The 14334-nt window shown below is 72.6% G+C and carries 14 protein-coding genes and 1 riboswitch; of the genes, 7 read left to right on the top strand and 7 right to left on the bottom strand.

Features of this window, described 5'->3' with window-relative positions; translation table 11 throughout:
• Position 1: 1 nt before the first annotated feature.
• A complete protein-coding gene (locus BR98_RS31445) occupies positions 2–1951 on the bottom strand; it encodes an anthranilate synthase family protein (protein ID WP_035850176.1) in 1950 nt (649 codons plus the stop codon).
• Positions 1952–2246: 295 nt separating this feature from the next.
• Here BR98_RS31445 and BR98_RS31450 point away from each other — a divergent pair, with 295 nt between their 5' ends.
• Positions 2247–3581 (top strand): class II 3-deoxy-7-phosphoheptulonate synthase, encoded by a 1335-nt coding sequence (locus tag BR98_RS31450; protein WP_035850178.1) that lies wholly within the window; start codon positions 2247–2249, stop codon positions 3579–3581.
• A gap of 182 nt (positions 3582–3763) precedes the next feature.
• A complete protein-coding gene (locus tag BR98_RS38565; RefSeq protein ID WP_083977212.1) occupies positions 3764–4042 on the top strand; it encodes a (2Fe-2S)-binding protein in 279 nt (92 codons plus the stop codon).
• 17 nt (positions 4043–4059) lie between these two features.
• Here the strand turns inward: BR98_RS38565 and bfr are convergent, their stop codons facing one another.
• Complete coding sequence (gene bfr / locus BR98_RS31460; protein WP_035850180.1) at positions 4060–4542, bottom strand: bacterioferritin; 483 nt, start codon at positions 4540–4542, stop codon at positions 4060–4062.
• A gap of 202 nt (positions 4543–4744) precedes the next feature.
• Here bfr and BR98_RS31465 point away from each other — a divergent pair, with 202 nt between their 5' ends.
• Complete coding sequence (locus BR98_RS31465; RefSeq protein ID WP_035850182.1) at positions 4745–5374, top strand: sulfite oxidase-like oxidoreductase; 630 nt, start codon at positions 4745–4747, stop codon at positions 5372–5374.
• 14 nt (positions 5375–5388) lie between these two features.
• Here the strand turns inward: BR98_RS31465 and pknB are convergent, their stop codons facing one another.
• The 4 genes from pknB to thiO all read right to left on the bottom strand — a co-directional run bounded on the left by pknB (position 5389) and on the right by thiO (position 9583).
• Complete coding sequence (pknB, locus tag BR98_RS31470; RefSeq protein WP_232247949.1) at positions 5389–7308, bottom strand: Stk1 family PASTA domain-containing Ser/Thr kinase; 1920 nt, start codon at positions 7306–7308, stop codon at positions 5389–5391.
• A 72-nt stretch (positions 7309–7380) separates the two neighbouring features.
• Positions 7381–8178 (bottom strand): thiazole synthase, encoded by a 798-nt coding sequence (locus BR98_RS31475; protein ID WP_035850186.1) that lies wholly within the window; start codon positions 8176–8178, stop codon positions 7381–7383.
• A 5-nt stretch (positions 8179–8183) separates the two neighbouring features.
• Positions 8184–8393, bottom strand: a complete 210-nt coding sequence (gene thiS, locus BR98_RS31480; protein ID WP_157538008.1) for a sulfur carrier protein ThiS — start codon at positions 8391–8393, stop codon at positions 8184–8186.
• Entirely contained in the window at positions 8390–9583 is a 1194-nt protein-coding gene (gene thiO / locus BR98_RS31485; protein ID WP_035850188.1) for a glycine oxidase ThiO, read from the bottom strand. The genes thiS and thiO overlap by 4 nt, the downstream gene beginning before the upstream one ends.
• Positions 9578–9690, bottom strand: a riboswitch (TPP riboswitch). Its footprint overlaps the gene before it by 6 nt.
• A gap of 202 nt (positions 9691–9892) precedes the next feature.
• Here thiO and BR98_RS31490 point away from each other — a divergent pair.
• From BR98_RS31490 to thiE, 3 genes are read left to right on the top strand one after another with little or no spacing between them, the layout of a single operon-like run.
• A complete protein-coding gene (locus BR98_RS31490; protein ID WP_051971230.1) occupies positions 9893–11053 on the top strand; it encodes an NAD(P)/FAD-dependent oxidoreductase in 1161 nt (386 codons plus the stop codon).
• A gap of 16 nt (positions 11054–11069) precedes the next feature.
• Entirely contained in the window at positions 11070–11438 is a 369-nt protein-coding gene (locus BR98_RS31495; RefSeq protein WP_035850192.1) for an Rv2175c family DNA-binding protein, read from the top strand.
• Positions 11435–12091, top strand: a complete 657-nt coding sequence (gene thiE / locus BR98_RS31500; protein ID WP_035850194.1) for a thiamine phosphate synthase — start codon at positions 11435–11437, stop codon at positions 12089–12091. Before BR98_RS31495 ends, thiE begins: the two co-directional genes overlap by 4 nt.
• 29 nt (positions 12092–12120) lie before the next feature.
• Here thiE and BR98_RS31505 read toward each other — a convergent pair whose 3' ends face one another.
• Positions 12121–13227 carry a polyprenyl synthetase family protein gene (locus BR98_RS31505; RefSeq protein WP_035850196.1) on the bottom strand — a complete coding sequence of 369 codons (1107 nt, stop codon included), beginning with the start codon at positions 13225–13227 and terminating at the stop codon, positions 12121–12123.
• A gap of 174 nt (positions 13228–13401) precedes the next feature.
• On the opposite strand from BR98_RS31505, the gene metF reads away from it, so the two are divergent.
• Positions 13402–14316 (top strand): methylenetetrahydrofolate reductase [NAD(P)H], encoded by a 915-nt coding sequence (gene metF / locus BR98_RS31510; protein ID WP_035850198.1) that lies wholly within the window; start codon positions 13402–13404, stop codon positions 14314–14316.
• Positions 14317–14334: the final 18 nt, after the last annotated feature.

Consider the following 14334-nt stretch of genomic DNA (forward strand, 5'->3'; position numbering starts at 1 on the left):
GTCAGCGCGGGAGGGCCGCCCCCACCCGGAGCAGCTCGGCCACGATGCCGACGCCGTCGGTGGTCAGCACCGACTCCGGGTGGAACTGCAGGGTGGCGAAGCCCGGACCGCGCAGGCCGTGCACATCGCCGGTCCGCGGGTCCCGGGAGACCTCGATCCCCAGGCCGGCCAACCGGGCCTGGTCGGCATCCGAGCAGCGCGCGGTGAAGGTGTTGTAGAAGCCGACCGTGCGCGGCGTGCCGAACAGGTCGACGGTCTCCTGGGCGCCCTGGTAGACCACGGCCTTGCGGTGCAGCGGCAGGCCCAGCTCGGCGCTGACCAACTGGTGGCTGAGGCAGACGGCGAGCAGCGGCGCGGTCCGGGCCCCGGAGCGGGCGGCGGCCAGTGCCTCGGCGGCGATCGGCCGCAGCACCGCCATCTTCGGGTCGGCGGCGTCGGCCGGGTCGCCGGGGCCGGGGCCGAGCACCAGCGGGCCGGTGTGCGCGGCGACCAGTTCGCGCAGGCCCGGGGTGTCGTAGCGCAGCACCGAGACCTGGTGGCCGAGCGAGCGCAGCAGGTGGGCGAGCATCGCGGTGAAGGTGTCCTCGCCGTCCACCACCAGGGTGGGCTCCGGCTGGGCGGGCGCCGGCGGCTGCTGCATCCGCAGCCAGAACGGCGCCAGGTCGGCCCGTCGGGCGTCGAAGGCCGCCTGCACCCGGTGGTCGTCGGCCAGCCGCGGGCTGCCCTCGCGGGCGGTGCTGCGGGCCGGGCCGGGCCGGGCGCCGATCGCGGCCAGCACGCCGGCCGCCTTGGCGTGCGTCTCGGCCACCTCGGAGTCCGGGTCGGAGTGCCGCACCAGGGTGGCGCCGACCCGTACCACCAGCGAGCCGGTGGCCGGGTCGATGTCCGCGGTGCGGATGCAGATCGGCGAGTCCAGCTGCTGCCCGCCGCTGGCCGAACGCCCGATCAGCGCCAACGCGCCCGCGTAGTAGCCGCGCCCGGTGGGCTCGTAACGGCGGATCACCCGGGTGGCGTTCTGCACGGGGCTGCCGGTGACGGTGGCCGCGAACATGGTCTCCTTGAGCACCTCGCGCACGTCCAGCGAGGTGCGCCCGCGCAGCTCGTACTCGGTGTGCGCGAGGTGGGCCATCTCCTTCAGCCGCGGGCCGAGCACCTGGCCGCCGAGGTCGCCGACGGTGCACATCATCTTGAGTTCCTCGTCGACCACCATGGTGAGCTCCTCGCGCTCCTTGGGGTCGTGCAGGAAGGCCAGCAGCGAGTCCAGGCTCGGGCCCTCGGCCGGATAGCGGTAGGTGCCGGAGATCGGGTTCATCACCACCGTGCCGCCGGACTGGCGGACGTGGACCTCGGGGGAGGCCCCGACCAGGGCCCGCTCACCGGTGTGCACCAGGAAGGTCCAGTAGGCGCCGCGCTCCTGCGCCAGCAGGCGACGGAAGAGGCTGAGCATCAGCTCCGTGGAGCAGTCCGCCAGGGTGGCCCGGAAGTCGCGCCGGATCACGAAGTTGGCGCCCTCGCCGTTGCCGATCTCGTCCTTGATCACCCGGCGGACGATCCCGGCGTACTGCTCGTCGTCGATGTCGAAGGCGCCGCCGGTCAGCCGCACCGGCAGTTCGGGCAGCGCGGCCAGCACCTCCGCCAGCGGCAGCGTGTACTGCTCGGCCACCCGCAGCGCCTGCAGCGGGGTGCCGTCGTCGTGCGCCTCGAAGCCCCGCTCGCGGATCTGCCGGTAGGGCACCAGGGCGAGCAGGTCGTGGCACGGCCGGCCGTCGGCGGGCGCGCCGGTGGGCAGTGGCAGCTCGGCAAGGGTCTGGTAGCAGCCGACCTCGCCGATCAGCAGCTCCACCGTGTCGGGCGCCAGCCGCGGTGCCCGGCGGTGCAGCAGGGCGAAGGCGGGCGCTCCGGGGGCGGTCAGGCGTGCGAGCAGGGCGGCGGTGCCTGTGGAACTGGTCACGTGCGGCTTCTTTCCGGGAGAAGGGGGTCCGCTCTACCGGGAGGCCGTCCGCAGTCACACAGACGGCCGCCCCGAGGGGCGGCCGTCGTGTCGTCAGGGACGCGCGATCAGTGGGCCACCCGGGGGATGGTCCACCACCAGGAGAAGGTGTGCGGCGCGTTCATGGGAGCGACAGTAGCCGATCGGATCGCCGCGACGAGCGCCCTGGGACGAGGACCCGGGAAATGTCCGTCAGGTGTCTCACCACGCGGGCAGCACGCACAAATCGGTTGTCGCACCCCGTAGCCTTGCTGGCGTGACCGTGAACGAACCCCACTCCTGGCAGTCCCTGCCCGCGGCGCAGCAGCCTGAATGGCCGGATCCTGAGGCGCTGCGCACCGCTCTTGCGGACCTCGCCTCGTATCCGCCCCTCGTCTTCGCCGGCGAGTGCGACCAGCTGCGCGCCCGGCTCGGTGCCGTCGCGCGTGGCGAGGCGTTCCTGCTGCAGGGCGGCGACTGCGCCGAGGCCTTCGACGGCGTCTCGGCCGAGCAGATCCGCAACAAGCTGAAGACCCTGCTGCAGATGGCGGCCGTGCTGACGTACGCCGCCTCCGTCCCGGTGGTCAAGGTCGGCCGGATCGCCGGCCAGTACTCCAAGCCGCGCTCCAAGCCGACCGAGACCCGCGACGGCGTGACCCTGCCGGTCTACCGCGGTGACTCGGTGAACGGTTTCGAGTTCACCCCGGAGTCCCGCCGCCCGGACCCCGAGCGCCTGAAGCGGATGTACAACGCCTCCGCCGCCACGCTCAACCTGGTCCGCGCCTTCACCACCGGTGGTTACGCCGACCTGCGCCAGGTGCACGCCTGGAACCAGGACTTCGTGCGCAACTCGCCGGCCGGGCAGCGCTACGAGCGCCTGGCCAAGGAGATCGACAACGCGCTGAGCTTCATGCAGGCCTGCGGGGTCGCGCCGGAGGAGTTCAAGACGGTCGAGTTCTACTCCTCGCACGAGGCCCTGGTGCTGGACTACGAGACCGCCCTGACCCGGGTGGACTCGCGCACCGGCGAGCTCTACGACGTCTCCGGCCACATGGTCTGGATCGGCGAGCGGACCCGGCAGCTGGACCACGCGCACATCGAGTTCGCCTCCAAGATCCGCAACCCGATCGGTATCAAGCTCGGCCCCACCACCACGGTGGACGAGGCGCTGACCCTGATCGAGCGGCTCGACCCGGAGCGCGAGCCGGGCCGGCTCACCTTCATCACCCGAATGGGCGCGGGCAAGATCCGCGACCACCTGCCCACCCTGGTGGAGAAGGTCACCGCCTCCGGCGCGCAGCCGGTCTGGATCTGCGACCCGATGCACGGCAACACCTTCGAGGCGGAGACCGGGCACAAGACCCGACGCTTCGACGACGTGCTGGACGAGGTCAAGGGCTTCTTCGAGGTGCACCGCGGCCTCGGCACCCACCCGGGCGGCATCCACGTGGAGCTGACCGGCGACGACGTCACCGAGTGCGTGGGCGGCGGCGACGAGGTGCTGGTGGACGACCTGCACCAGCGCTACGAGACGGCGTGCGACCCGCGGCTCAACCGCAGCCAGTCGCTGGACCTGGCCTTCCTGGTGGCGGAGATGTACCGGGGGCACTGACCGCCGAGCGACTGAGCTGCGACGTAGTGGAGGAGCAGCTCACCAAGCGGCCACCTAAGGCCAGTGTGACGAAGGCCCTGTCCCTCGATGAGGGGCAGGGCCTTTTTCGTCCCGGGAACGCCAGGTAAGGTAAGGCTTAGCTGAAAGACCTCAGTCCCCGCACCACCCTGGGAGAGACCGCGATGTACGTGTGCATGTGTCATGCGGTCACCGAGGACCAGGTCAAGCAGGCCATCGACAAGGGCGCCAACTCGCCCCGTCAGATAGCCCAGGGCTGCAGGGCGGGCACCGACTGCGGCTCCTGCGTGCGACGGATCCAGGCGCTGCTCGGCGAGCACGGCGGCCGTCCGTGCCCGACAGCCAGGCTGGCCGCCAAGCTGGGGCTGGCCGACCCCGAGCTCAACCTCCCGGCCGAGCCGTTGCCCCAGAAGCTGCCCGCGAAGGTCCGGCGGATCGCCTGAGCCGGTCGGTCTGAGGGTCAGCTCTCCTCGGGCTGCTCGATCAACGTCGACAGGTAGAGCGCCTCGCCGAGCTTCTCGACCAGTTCCAGCTGGGTGTCCAGGTAGTCGATGTGGTTCTCCTCGTCGGCCAGGATCGACTCGAAGACATTGGCCGAGGTGATGTCGTTCTTGGCCCGCATCACCACGATGCCGCGCCGCAGCCGGTCGATCGCCTCGACCTCCACCTGCCGGTCCGCCTCGAACATCTCCTTGACGGTTTGGCCGATCCGGACGTGGAAGAGCCGCTGGTAGTTGGGCAGGCCGTCGAGCATCAGGATCCGGTCGGTGAGCGCCTCGGCGTGCTTCATCTCGTCGAAGGACTCGTGCCGGGTGTACTTGGCGAGCTTGGTCCAGCCGAAGTTCTCCTGCATCTTCGCGTGCAGGAAGTACTGGTTGATGGCTGTCAGCTCGGCGGTGAGCTGCTCGTTGAGGAACTCGATGACCTCGGGGTCGCCCTTCATGGCGTTGCCTTCCTGACTGCGTCGCGCGCTCTGGTTGGACGCATCCTGGCACCGCTGCGGGTGATATTTCCAGTAAGTTCACGCTCACTCGTTTATGTGTCGCATTGACCGATTTGAGGCTGATTAAGGCATTCGGAGGAGCGTGCGGAACCCGCTGAGGGGCGCGCGACTGGCGCCGTCCGCCGTCTGTCACCATGGAGCCATGGGTCAGTCCGAGCAAGAACCAGCGTCGCCGTCTGACCCCAGGCTCCCGCCCGGCCAGCGCATGCAGCGCGGCTGGCCGGTTCTGCACTACGGGCCGGTTCCCAGGTTCAAGCCGCTGACCTGGGACTTCCAGGTCTTCGGCGCGACCGCCTCGGGCGAGAAGCACAGCTGGGACCACGAAGGCTTCCACCTGCTGCCCCGGGTCACCGTGCGGGCCGACTTCCACTGCGTGACCCGCTTCTCGATGCTGGACAGCGAGTGGAGCGGAGTGGCGGCGCGCACCGTCCTCGAGCTGGTGCCGCCCGCCCCCGAGGTCACCCACGTGATGGTCTGGGCCGAGTACGGCTACAGCGCCAACCTCCCGCTGGCCGTCTTCGCCGACCCCCGCACCGTCTTCGCCACCCACCACAACGGCGAGCCGCTGACCGTCGAGCACGGCTTCCCGGTCCGCCTGGTGGTCCCGCAGCTGTACGCGTGGAAGGGCCCCAAGTGGGTGCGCGCGGTCGAGTACATGACCGCCGACCGGCGCGGCTTCTGGGAGGAGCGCGGCTACCACAACCGCGCCGACCCGTGGACCGAGCAGCGCTACTCCTACCAGGAGGAGCCGGGCGACGGCCCGCTGCGCTAGCCGGCAGCCGGCGGTCAGAACTTGATCGTCACCGTCGAGCCCTTGGGCGCCTGCTGCCCGGCCGTGGGGCTCTGCGAGGAGACCGAGCTGAGCCCGAAGAAGTTCAGCCCGGTGCTCTTCACCTTGAACCCGGCCGCGGTCAGCGCCTTGGTGGCGTCCGACTCGTTCAGCCCGGTCACGTTGGGCACCGCCACCGGCTGCGGGCCCTTGGACAGGGTCAGGGTGACGGTGGTCCCGGGCGCGGCGGTCCCGGTGACGTCCTGCGCCGCGACCGCACCGGCCGGCGCGGTGTCCGAGTAGGCCTGGTCGGTGCCGAGCGCCACCTTGAAGCCCGCGCCGGTCAGCAGGCTCTGCGCCTGGTCCACCGGCTTGCCCGTGGTGTCCGGCACCGGTACCGGCTGCGGGCCCTTGGAGACCACCAGCGCCACCGGCGCGTTCACCGGCAGCGGCTGCCCGGCGGCCGGCGAGGTGGAGATCACCGAACCCTGCGGCACGGTCGCGCTGAAGTCCTCGGTGCTGGTGCCGGGGGTCAGCCGGGCCGCGGTCAGCAGGCTCCGCGCCTGGTCCAGCGGCTTGCCGGCGACGTCCGGCACGCCGATCCGCTCCGGACCCTTGGAGACGGTGACCTTCACCCCGTCGCTCTTGCGGACCTTCTGCCCCACGCCCGGGTCGGTGCTGATCACCTGCCCCGACGGGACGGTCTCGCTGAACGCCTGCCCGAACTTCCCCTGCAGCCCGGCGCCGCCCAGCGTGCTGACGGCCTGCGCCTGGCTCTGACCGAGCACGCTGGGCACCTTGGTGTAGACGGCGCCGGACAGCAGGTAGCTGGTGGCGGTGACCACCGCGAGCAGGGCGGCGAGCACCGCGCCCCAGACCAGCGGGCGGCGCGAGCGCCGGGACCGGGCCGAGCGGGCCGGACGGACCGGCGTGGGCTCGTGGTACGGCCGGACCGGCGGCAGCAGCGGCTCGGCCAGCACGCTGGTGCGCTCCGGCGGCGCCGCGATCACCGAGGTGGCCTCGGTCGAGGCGAACCGCGGGGTCTGCCGGGTCGAGGCCGGCGGCTCGGCGTCCAGCTGAGCCGGTGTCAGCTGGCGCCGCAACCGCTGCAGCGCGGCCAGCAGCTCCACCGCGTCCCACGGCCGGGCCTGCGGGTCGCGCGCGGTGGCGGCCGCGACGATCGCGTCCAGTTCGGCGGGCAGTGCGGGGACCACCAGCGAGGGTGCGGGCACGTCCTCGTGCAGGTGACGGTAGATCACCTGCATCGGGTTCTCACCGAGGTACGGCTTACTGCCCGTCAGCAGCTCGTAGAGCATGATCCCGGCGGCGTAGACGTCCACCCGCTGGTCGGTGCCGCCCTGCGACTGGATCTGCTCGGGCGCCAGGTAGGAGACCGTGCCCATGATCACGCCGGGCGTGGTGGTGTCGGTCACCGAGGCGCCGGTCAGCTGGCGGACCAGGCCGAAGTCGGCGACCTTGACCAGGCCGCCGTCGGTGATCAGCACGTTCTCCGGCTTGACGTCGCGGTGCACCAGCCCGGCCCGGTGCGCGGTGCCCAGTGCGGCCAGCACCGGCTCCAGCACGTCCAGCGCGGCCCGCGCCGAGAGCGCGCCGCGGTCGCTGAGCAGGTCCCGCAGGGTGCGCCCGGGTACGTACTCCATCGCCAGGAAGACCACGCCGTCGTGCGCGCCCTGGTCGAAGACGTTGACCACATTGGGGTGCGACAGCCGGGCGACGGCCTTGGCCTCCCGGATGAACCGCTCGGTGAACTCGGCGTCGCCGGCCAGCCCCGGGTGCATCACCTTGAGCGCCAGCACCCGGTCGAGCCGGGTGTCGGTGCCGCGGTAGACCGTGGCCATGCCGCCCACCGCGATGCGCTCCTCGACCCGATAACGGCCGTCCAGCAGCGCACCGATCAGAGGGTCGTTCAACGTCATGTCCACCCGAGGAGTGTAGGGGTGGCCAGAACACGGTTGGGTGACCCGGATGTCATGGTTCGGCACGGCCCGTCAGAACGCGGGCCGCTCGCGGTGGTCCAGGTCGGCGCGGCCGGCCATCGCGGAGGAGGCCTCGGCGTGGAACCGGCGCGGGATCCGGCCGGCCCGGTAGGCGAGGCGGCCCGCCTCGGTGGCCCTGCGCATCGCGTCCGCCATCAGCACCGGCTCCTGGGCCCGGGTGACCGCCGAGGCCAGCATCACCGCCGAGCAGCCCAGTTCCATCGCCAGCGCGACATCGGAGGCGGTGCCCGCGCCGGCGTCCAGGATCACCGGGACGTTCGCGCTCTCCACGATCAGCTGGAAGTTGTGCGGATTGCGGATGCCCATGCCGGAGCCGATCGGCGAGCCCAGCGGCATGATCGCCGCGCAGCCGAGGTCCTCCAGCTTCCGGGCCAGCACCGGGTCGTCGTTGGTGTAGGGCAGCACCGTGAAGCCCTCGTCCACCAGGGTCTCGGCGGCGTCCAGCAGCTCGACCGCGTCCGGCAGCAGGGTCCGCTCGTCGGCGATCACCTCGAGCTTCACCCAGTCCGTGCCGAGTGCCTCGCGGGCCAGCCGGGCGGTCAGCACGGCCTCGCCGGCGGTGAAGCAGCCCGCGGTGTTGGGCAGGATCCGGATGCCGTTGCGGGTCAGCACGTCCAGCACCGAGCCCTGGGTGCTGGCGTTCACCCGGCGCATCGCCACCGTGGTCAGCTCGGTCCCGGAGACCCGCAGCGCCTGCTCCAGCACCTCGAGGCTGGGCGCCCCGCCGGTGCCCATGATGAGGCGGGAGCTGAAGGTGGTGTCGGCGATGGTCAAAAGGTCGTCGGCCATGGCGGTCAGCCTCCCTGCACGGCGGTGAGGATCTCCACCCGGTCCCCGGCGGCCAGCCGGGTGCCGGACCAGGAGCCGCGCGGCACCACCGTCTCGTTGACGGCCGCGGCCACGCCCGAGGGCGCCTTGCTCAGCTCGGCGACCAGCTCGGCGAGGGTCGCCTCCTCGGCCACCTCGCGCGGCTCGCCGTTGACGGTGAGGGGGATCTGGCTCATGAGGAGGTCTCCAGGACACGGAAGCGGCTGGGGGAGAAGGGGGTGGCGAGGGCGGGTACGGCGCCGGTGGCCAGGTACTCGGCGAGCAGGTCGGCGGTGACCGGGGTGAGCAGCACGCCGTTGCGGTAGTGACCGGTGGCGACGGCCAGGCCGGGCAGTGCGGTCGGACCGAGCAGCGGGGCGTTGTCGGGCGAACCCGGGCGCAGGCCGGCGCTGGTCTCCACCAGCGGCAGTTCGGTGATCCCCGGGACCAGCTCGTGCGCGTCCCGCAGCAGCTCGTAGACGCCGCCGGCGGTGACGGTGGTGTCGTAGCCCTGCTCCTCGCTGGTGGCGCCGATCACCAGCTCGCCGTCGGCGCGCGGCACCATGTACAGGTGCCCGCCACGGACCACCGCGCGGACGTTGCGGGAGAGGAAGGGGGCGTACGGCTGCGGGATCCGCAGGCGCAGGATCTGGCCCTTGACCGGGCGGATCGCCGGGATCAGGTCGGCGGGCAGGCCGGGCAGCAGGTGGCTGCGGGAGCCGGCGGCGAGCACCAGCTGATCGGCCGTCAGCGTCCCCCAGCCTTCGACCGGGGGGACCCCCGTGCCTGTGCCGAGCCTGACGCCGCGGGCCCGGTCGCCCTCGACCAGCAGCTCGACGGCCTCGGCCCGGAGCAGGCCGACGCCGGCCAGCTCGCAGGCGCGCACCAGCGCGGTCGACAGTCGGCGCCCGTCCACCTGGTGGTCGTCGGCCACGTGCAGGCCGGCCCGGATGCCCGGGGCCAGCATCGGCTCGAGCCGGCGGGCCTCGCGGCCGGTCAGCCACTGCGAGTCCAGACCGAGGCGCTGGTGGAAGGCGTGCAGCTCGCTCAGCTCGGCCTTGTCGTCGGCGTCCAGCGCGACCGCGAGGGTGCCGGTGGCGCGGTAGCCGGTGTCCAGGCCGGTGAGCTCGGTCAGCTCGGCGCAGAAGTCGGCGTAGCGGGTGTTGGAGGCGATGCCCAGCCGCAGCAGCGGCTCCTCGCCGTACTGCAGCTCGGTGACCGGGGCCAGCATGCCCGCGGCGACCTGCGCCGCCCCGCCGCCGTGGGCCGGGTCGACCACCGTCACCCGCAGCCCGCGCTGTGCGGTGCGCCAGGCGAGACCGAGGCCGATGATGCCGCCGCCGATCACCAGCACATCGGTGTGTGCACCGTCCTTGAAGCGTGACAAGAGAACGGTTCTCCCTTCGCCGGAATGACCCGGATCAGGTTCGGACGGTCGCAGGCCGCCGCAGCCCGCCTCTCAGCCCGGTGCGCCGGGCTCCCGTGAGGACGCCCCCACCATAACGCCGGGCCATCGGGTGGCTGAAGCGGCGGACCATGGGCTGGGACGTGACCGCCTCGCTGGGGCCTCTCTTCTGGATCTTGCCGGGCGCGCCCAGCCGGGCGCCCACCGCCGCGCGCTGACCCGACAAGATCCAAAGAGAGGCCCTACAGTGGCCCGGTGGCAGATGAGCGGGTGGTGATCGTCGGCGCCGGGATGGCGGGGGCGCAGTGTGCGGTGGCGCTGCGGGAGGGCGGCTGGCGCGGGCCGGTCAGACTGGTCGGCGCGGAGCCGCACCTGCCGTACGACCGTCCGCCGCTCTCCAAGGACGTGCTGCTCGCCAAGGCCGACCGGACCGACTTCGACCTGGACTGGGCGCAGCTCGGCGTCGAGCTGCTGCTCGGCCGGACGGCCACCGGCGTGGCGCCCGGAGTGCTGCGCACCGACGCGGGGGAGCTCCCCTTCGACCACCTGGTGATCGCCACCGGCGCCGCCGCGATCCGACTGCCCGGCGCGGCCGAGGAGAGGCTGCTGCGGACCGTCGACGATTCGCTGGCACTGCGTGAGGTGCTCACCCCCGGCACCCGGCTGGTGCTGGTCGGCGCCGGCTGGATCGGCGCCGAGACCGCCACCGCCGCCCGGCAGCTGGGCTGCGAGGTGACCGTGCTGGAGGCCGCCGACGCGCCGCTGGCCGGCGCGCTGCCGCCGGAGCTGACCACGCCGATGGAGCGCTGGTACGCGGCAGCCGGGGTGGACCTGCGGCTCGGCGCCCGGGTGGTCGCGGTCGAGTCGGGCGCGGTGCTGCTCGCGGACGGCAGCGAGCTGGCCGCCGACCAGGTGGTGGTGGGCATCGGCGCCCGCCCGGACACCGGGTGGCTGGCCGGCTCGGGCATCGCGCTCGACGCGGCCGGCGCGGTCCTGGTGGACGAGCAACTGCGCACCTCGCTGCCCGGCGTCCGGGCGGTGGGCGACTGCGTCAGCTACCCGTCGGCCCGGTTCGGCGAGCGGATCACCGTCCAGCACTGGGACCACGCGCTGCACTCCGGCCGGGCGGCCGCCGCCGGGCTGCTCGGCGGCGAGGCGCCGTACGACCCGGTGCCGTACTTCTGGTCCGAGCAGTTCGGGCGGATGGTCCAGTACGCGGGCCGGCACGCGCCGGGCGACCGGCTGCTCTGGCGCGGCTCGCCCGAGGACGCCTCCTGGAGCGCACTGTGGCTGCGCGACGGCGCGCTGACCGCCGTGCTCGCGGTGGACCGGCCGCGGGACCTGGCCCAGGGCCGGCGGCTGATCGACCAGGGCCGAGCGGTGGACCCGGCCCTGGCGGCGGACCCGGAGGTGCCGCTCAAGAACGCGGTTGGTGCGAGTCCGGCCGGATAGATGGCAGGCTGGTGCTGTGAGTAGCGAGACGGAATCCACCATCGAACGCCTGGTCCAGGACTGGACCTACCTGCCCGACATCTCCGAGCGCTGGGGTGTGCAGGTCACCGAGGTCCGCCAAATGGTCAAGGACCACAAGCTGATCGCGGTGCGCCGCGGTCCCAACAACGCGCTGCAGGTCCCGGCGGCCTTCATCGAGGACGACGGCCTGGTCAAGCACCTGGCCGGCACGCTGACCGTGCTGCGCGACGGGCGGTTCACGGACGAGGAGATCCTCGAGTGGCTCTTCACCGAGGACCCGTCGCTGCCCGGTAGCCCGATCCAGGCGCTGCGTGAGAACCGCGGTACCGAGGTCAAGCGGCGCGCCCAGGCCATGTCGCTGTGACGGCCTTCGACGACTACCGGGCGAAGCTGGCCGACGCCCGGCTGTACCTGTGCACCGACGCCCGGCGTGAGCAGGGCGACCTGGCCGAGTTCCTGGACGCCGTGCTGGCCGGCGGCGTCGACATCGTCCAGCTGCGGGACAAGGGCCTGGAGGCCAAGCAGGAGCTGGAGTACCTGGAGCTCTTCGCGGACGCGGCCGCCCGGCACGGCAAGCTGTTCGCGGTGAACGACCGGGCGGACGTCGCGCACGCGGCCCGCCCGCAGGTGCTGCACCTCGGGCAGGACGACCTGCCGGTCCCGGCGGCCCGGGCGATCCTGGGCACCGACGTGGTGATCGGGCGCTCCTGCCACGCCGAGGCCGAGGTGGCCGCGGCGGTCGCCGAACCGGGGGTGGACTACTTCTGCACCGGGCCGGTCTGGCCGACCCCGACCAAGCCGGGCCGGCACGCGCCGGGCCTGGGCCTGGTCGAGTACGCGGCCGCCCAGGTGACGGACCGCCCGTGGTTCGCGATCGGCGGCATCGACCTGGGCAACCTGGACGAGGTGCTGGCGGCCGGCGCCAACCGGGTGGTGGTGGTCCGGGCGATCACCGCGGCCGAGGACCCGGGCGCGGCCGCGGCCGAGTTCGCCCGCCGGCTCGCGGCCCAGGCCTAGCCCGGACTCAGTACCGACTCAACACCGACTCAGTACCGACGGACCGTGGCGGCCCGGGCGAGCGCGAGCAGCGTCTCCCGGGCCGCCTCGTCGGTCAGCGGGGCGTCGGCCAGGGCGGTGAGCGAGCGGTCCATCAGCTGCTCGATCCGCTCCTCGACCTGCTCGGGGGCGCCGCTCTTGGCCACCAGGTCGCTCAGTTCGGCGATCTGTGCCGCGCCGAGGCCGGGCGCGCCGAGGCGGGCGTCGAGCAGCGCCGCCTCGGCGGGCGGCAGGGCGCGCAGCGCGAGTGCCACCAGCAGCGTGCGCTTGCCCTCGCGCAGGTCGTCGCCGGCCGGCTTGCCGGTCACCGCGGGGTCCCCGAACACCCCGAGCAGGTCGTCCCTGAGCTGGAAGGCCTCGCCCAGCGGCAGGCCGAACTCGCCGTAGGCGGTGACCAGTTGGTCGCTCGCCCCGGCGAGCCGGGCGCCGACCTGGAGCGGGCGCTCGATGGTGTACTTCGCCGACTTGTAGTGCAGCACGGTCTGCGCCCGGGTCAGCGCGCCGGCGTCGGTGGAGTCGCCGGCCACCGGCTCCAGCACGTCCAGGTACTGACCGGCCATCACCTCGGTGCGCATCAGGTCGAAGACCGGCTTGGCGGTCAGCACCGCGGCCGGGTCCAGCCCGCAGCGGACGAAGAGCTCGTCGCACCAGATCAGCAGCAGGTCGCCGAGCAGCACGGCGGCCGCCGCGCCGTACTGCTCGCGGTCGCCGCGCCAGCCGCGGTCGCGGTGCAGCGCCTCGAAGCGGCGGTGGATCGAGGGCAGGCCGCGCCGGGTGTCGCTGCGGTCCATCAGGTCGTCGTGCACCAGCGCGCTGGCCTGCAGCAGCTCCAGCGCGGCCGCCGCGTTGGCGATGCCCGCGCTGTCGGCCGCGCCGCCCGCGCCGCGCCAGCCCCAGTAGCAGAAGGCGGGGCGCAGCCGCTTGCCGCCGTCCAGCAGGAAGTCCCGCAGCGCGTCGGCGGCGGCCAACAGGTCGGGGGAGATGCCGCTCAGCAGGGTGTACTGCTCCGCCATGAACCGGGCGAGCGCGGCGTCGACCCGGGTGCGGACCGCCTCCACGTCGAGGGGCAGCGCGGGCGCGGGGCTGGGCGAGGTCACGAGGCACTCCGAAGTACGGGGAATGGTCATCAGACTAACCGCCGCGCAGGTCACCGGCGTCCCAGCCGCCCCCGGGATCACGGGTGTCCCGACCTGCCTCAACTGGTGGACAGATCGTCTCAGCTCGTGGACGTGGTTTGTTCGCTCCGGCCCTGCGGCGGATAACCTGCGGACATGGCACTCGGCGTTCCCTCCACCAGAACCGACCGCGCTCAGACGGTCCGCGATCTCCTGGCGGCCGGCAAGCGCTCCTACTCCTTCGAGTTCATGCCTCCGCGCAACGAGGCCGCCGAGCACAAGCTCTGGGACGCGATCCGCCGTCTGGAGCCGCTCAACCCCAACTTCGTCTGCATGACCTACGGCGCCGGCGGCTCCTCCCGCGAGCGGACCGTCAACATGGTCGGCCGGATCGCCACCGAGACCACCCTGACGCCGGTCGCCCACCTGACCGCCGTCGACCACTCGGTGGCCGAGCTGCGCAACATCATCGGCCAGTACGCCGACCAGGGTGTGCGCAACATCCTCGCGGTCCGCGGCGACCCGCCCGGCGACCCGACCGGCGAGTGGGTGAACCACCCGCAGGGCCTCACCTACGCCTACGAGCTGGTGGAGCTGATCAAGGGGATCGGCGACTTCTGCGTGGGCGTCGCCGCCTCGCCGAACATGCACCCGCGGTCCACCAACTGGGACGACGACATCCGGCATTTCGTGGCCAAGATGCGGGCCGGTGCCGACTACGCGATCACCCAGATGTTCTTCGAGGTGGAGGACTACCTGCAGCTGCGCGACCGGGTCGCGGCGGCCGGCTGCGAGTCGCCGATCATCCCGGAGATCATGCCGGTCACCAACGCCAGGCAGCTGGAGCGCTTCCCGCAGCTGAGCGGTTCGGCCTTCCCCGCCGAGCTGGAGGCCCGGCTGCGCGCCGTGGTCGACGACCCGGTGGCGCTGCGCGAGGTCGGCATGGAGCACGCCACCGAGATGGCCGAGCGGCTGCTCGCCGAGGGTGCGCCCGGCCTGCACTTCATCACCCTGAACGGTTCGACCGCGACGCTGCAGATCTACCAGAACCTGGGCCTGCACCGGAGCTGAGACCGGTCCCCGTACGGG

It is taken from the genome of Kitasatospora azatica KCTC 9699 (genome assembly GCF_000744785.1).
Taxonomy (GTDB): Bacteria; Actinomycetota; Actinomycetes; order Streptomycetales; family Streptomycetaceae; genus Kitasatospora; species Kitasatospora azatica.

Bases quoted from the DNA above. Each gene is read 5' to 3' on its own strand.
- BR98_RS38565 (WP_083977212.1), top strand. From the start codon at position 3,764: ATGTACGTGTGCATGTGTCATGCGGTCACCGAGGACCAGGTCAAGCAG.
- bfr (WP_035850180.1), bottom strand. From the start codon at position 4,542: ATGAAGGGCGACCCCGAGGTCATCGAGTTCCTCAACGAGCAGCTCACC.
- BR98_RS31465 (WP_035850182.1), top strand. From the start codon at position 4,745: ATGGGTCAGTCCGAGCAAGAACCAGCGTCGCCGTCTGACCCCAGGCTC.
- pknB (WP_232247949.1), bottom strand. From the start codon at position 7,308: ATGACGTTGAACGACCCTCTGATCGGTGCGCTGCTGGACGGCCGTTAT.
- BR98_RS31475 (WP_035850186.1), bottom strand. From the start codon at position 8,178: ATGGCCGACGACCTTTTGACCATCGCCGACACCACCTTCAGCTCCCGC.
- thiS (WP_157538008.1), bottom strand. From the start codon at position 8,393: ATGAGCCAGATCCCCCTCACCGTCAACGGCGAGCCGCGCGAGGTGGCC.
- BR98_RS31490 (WP_051971230.1), top strand. From the start codon at position 9,893: ATGGCGGGGGCGCAGTGTGCGGTGGCGCTGCGGGAGGGCGGCTGGCGC.
- metF (WP_035850198.1), top strand. From the start codon at position 13,402: ATGGCACTCGGCGTTCCCTCCACCAGAACCGACCGCGCTCAGACGGTC.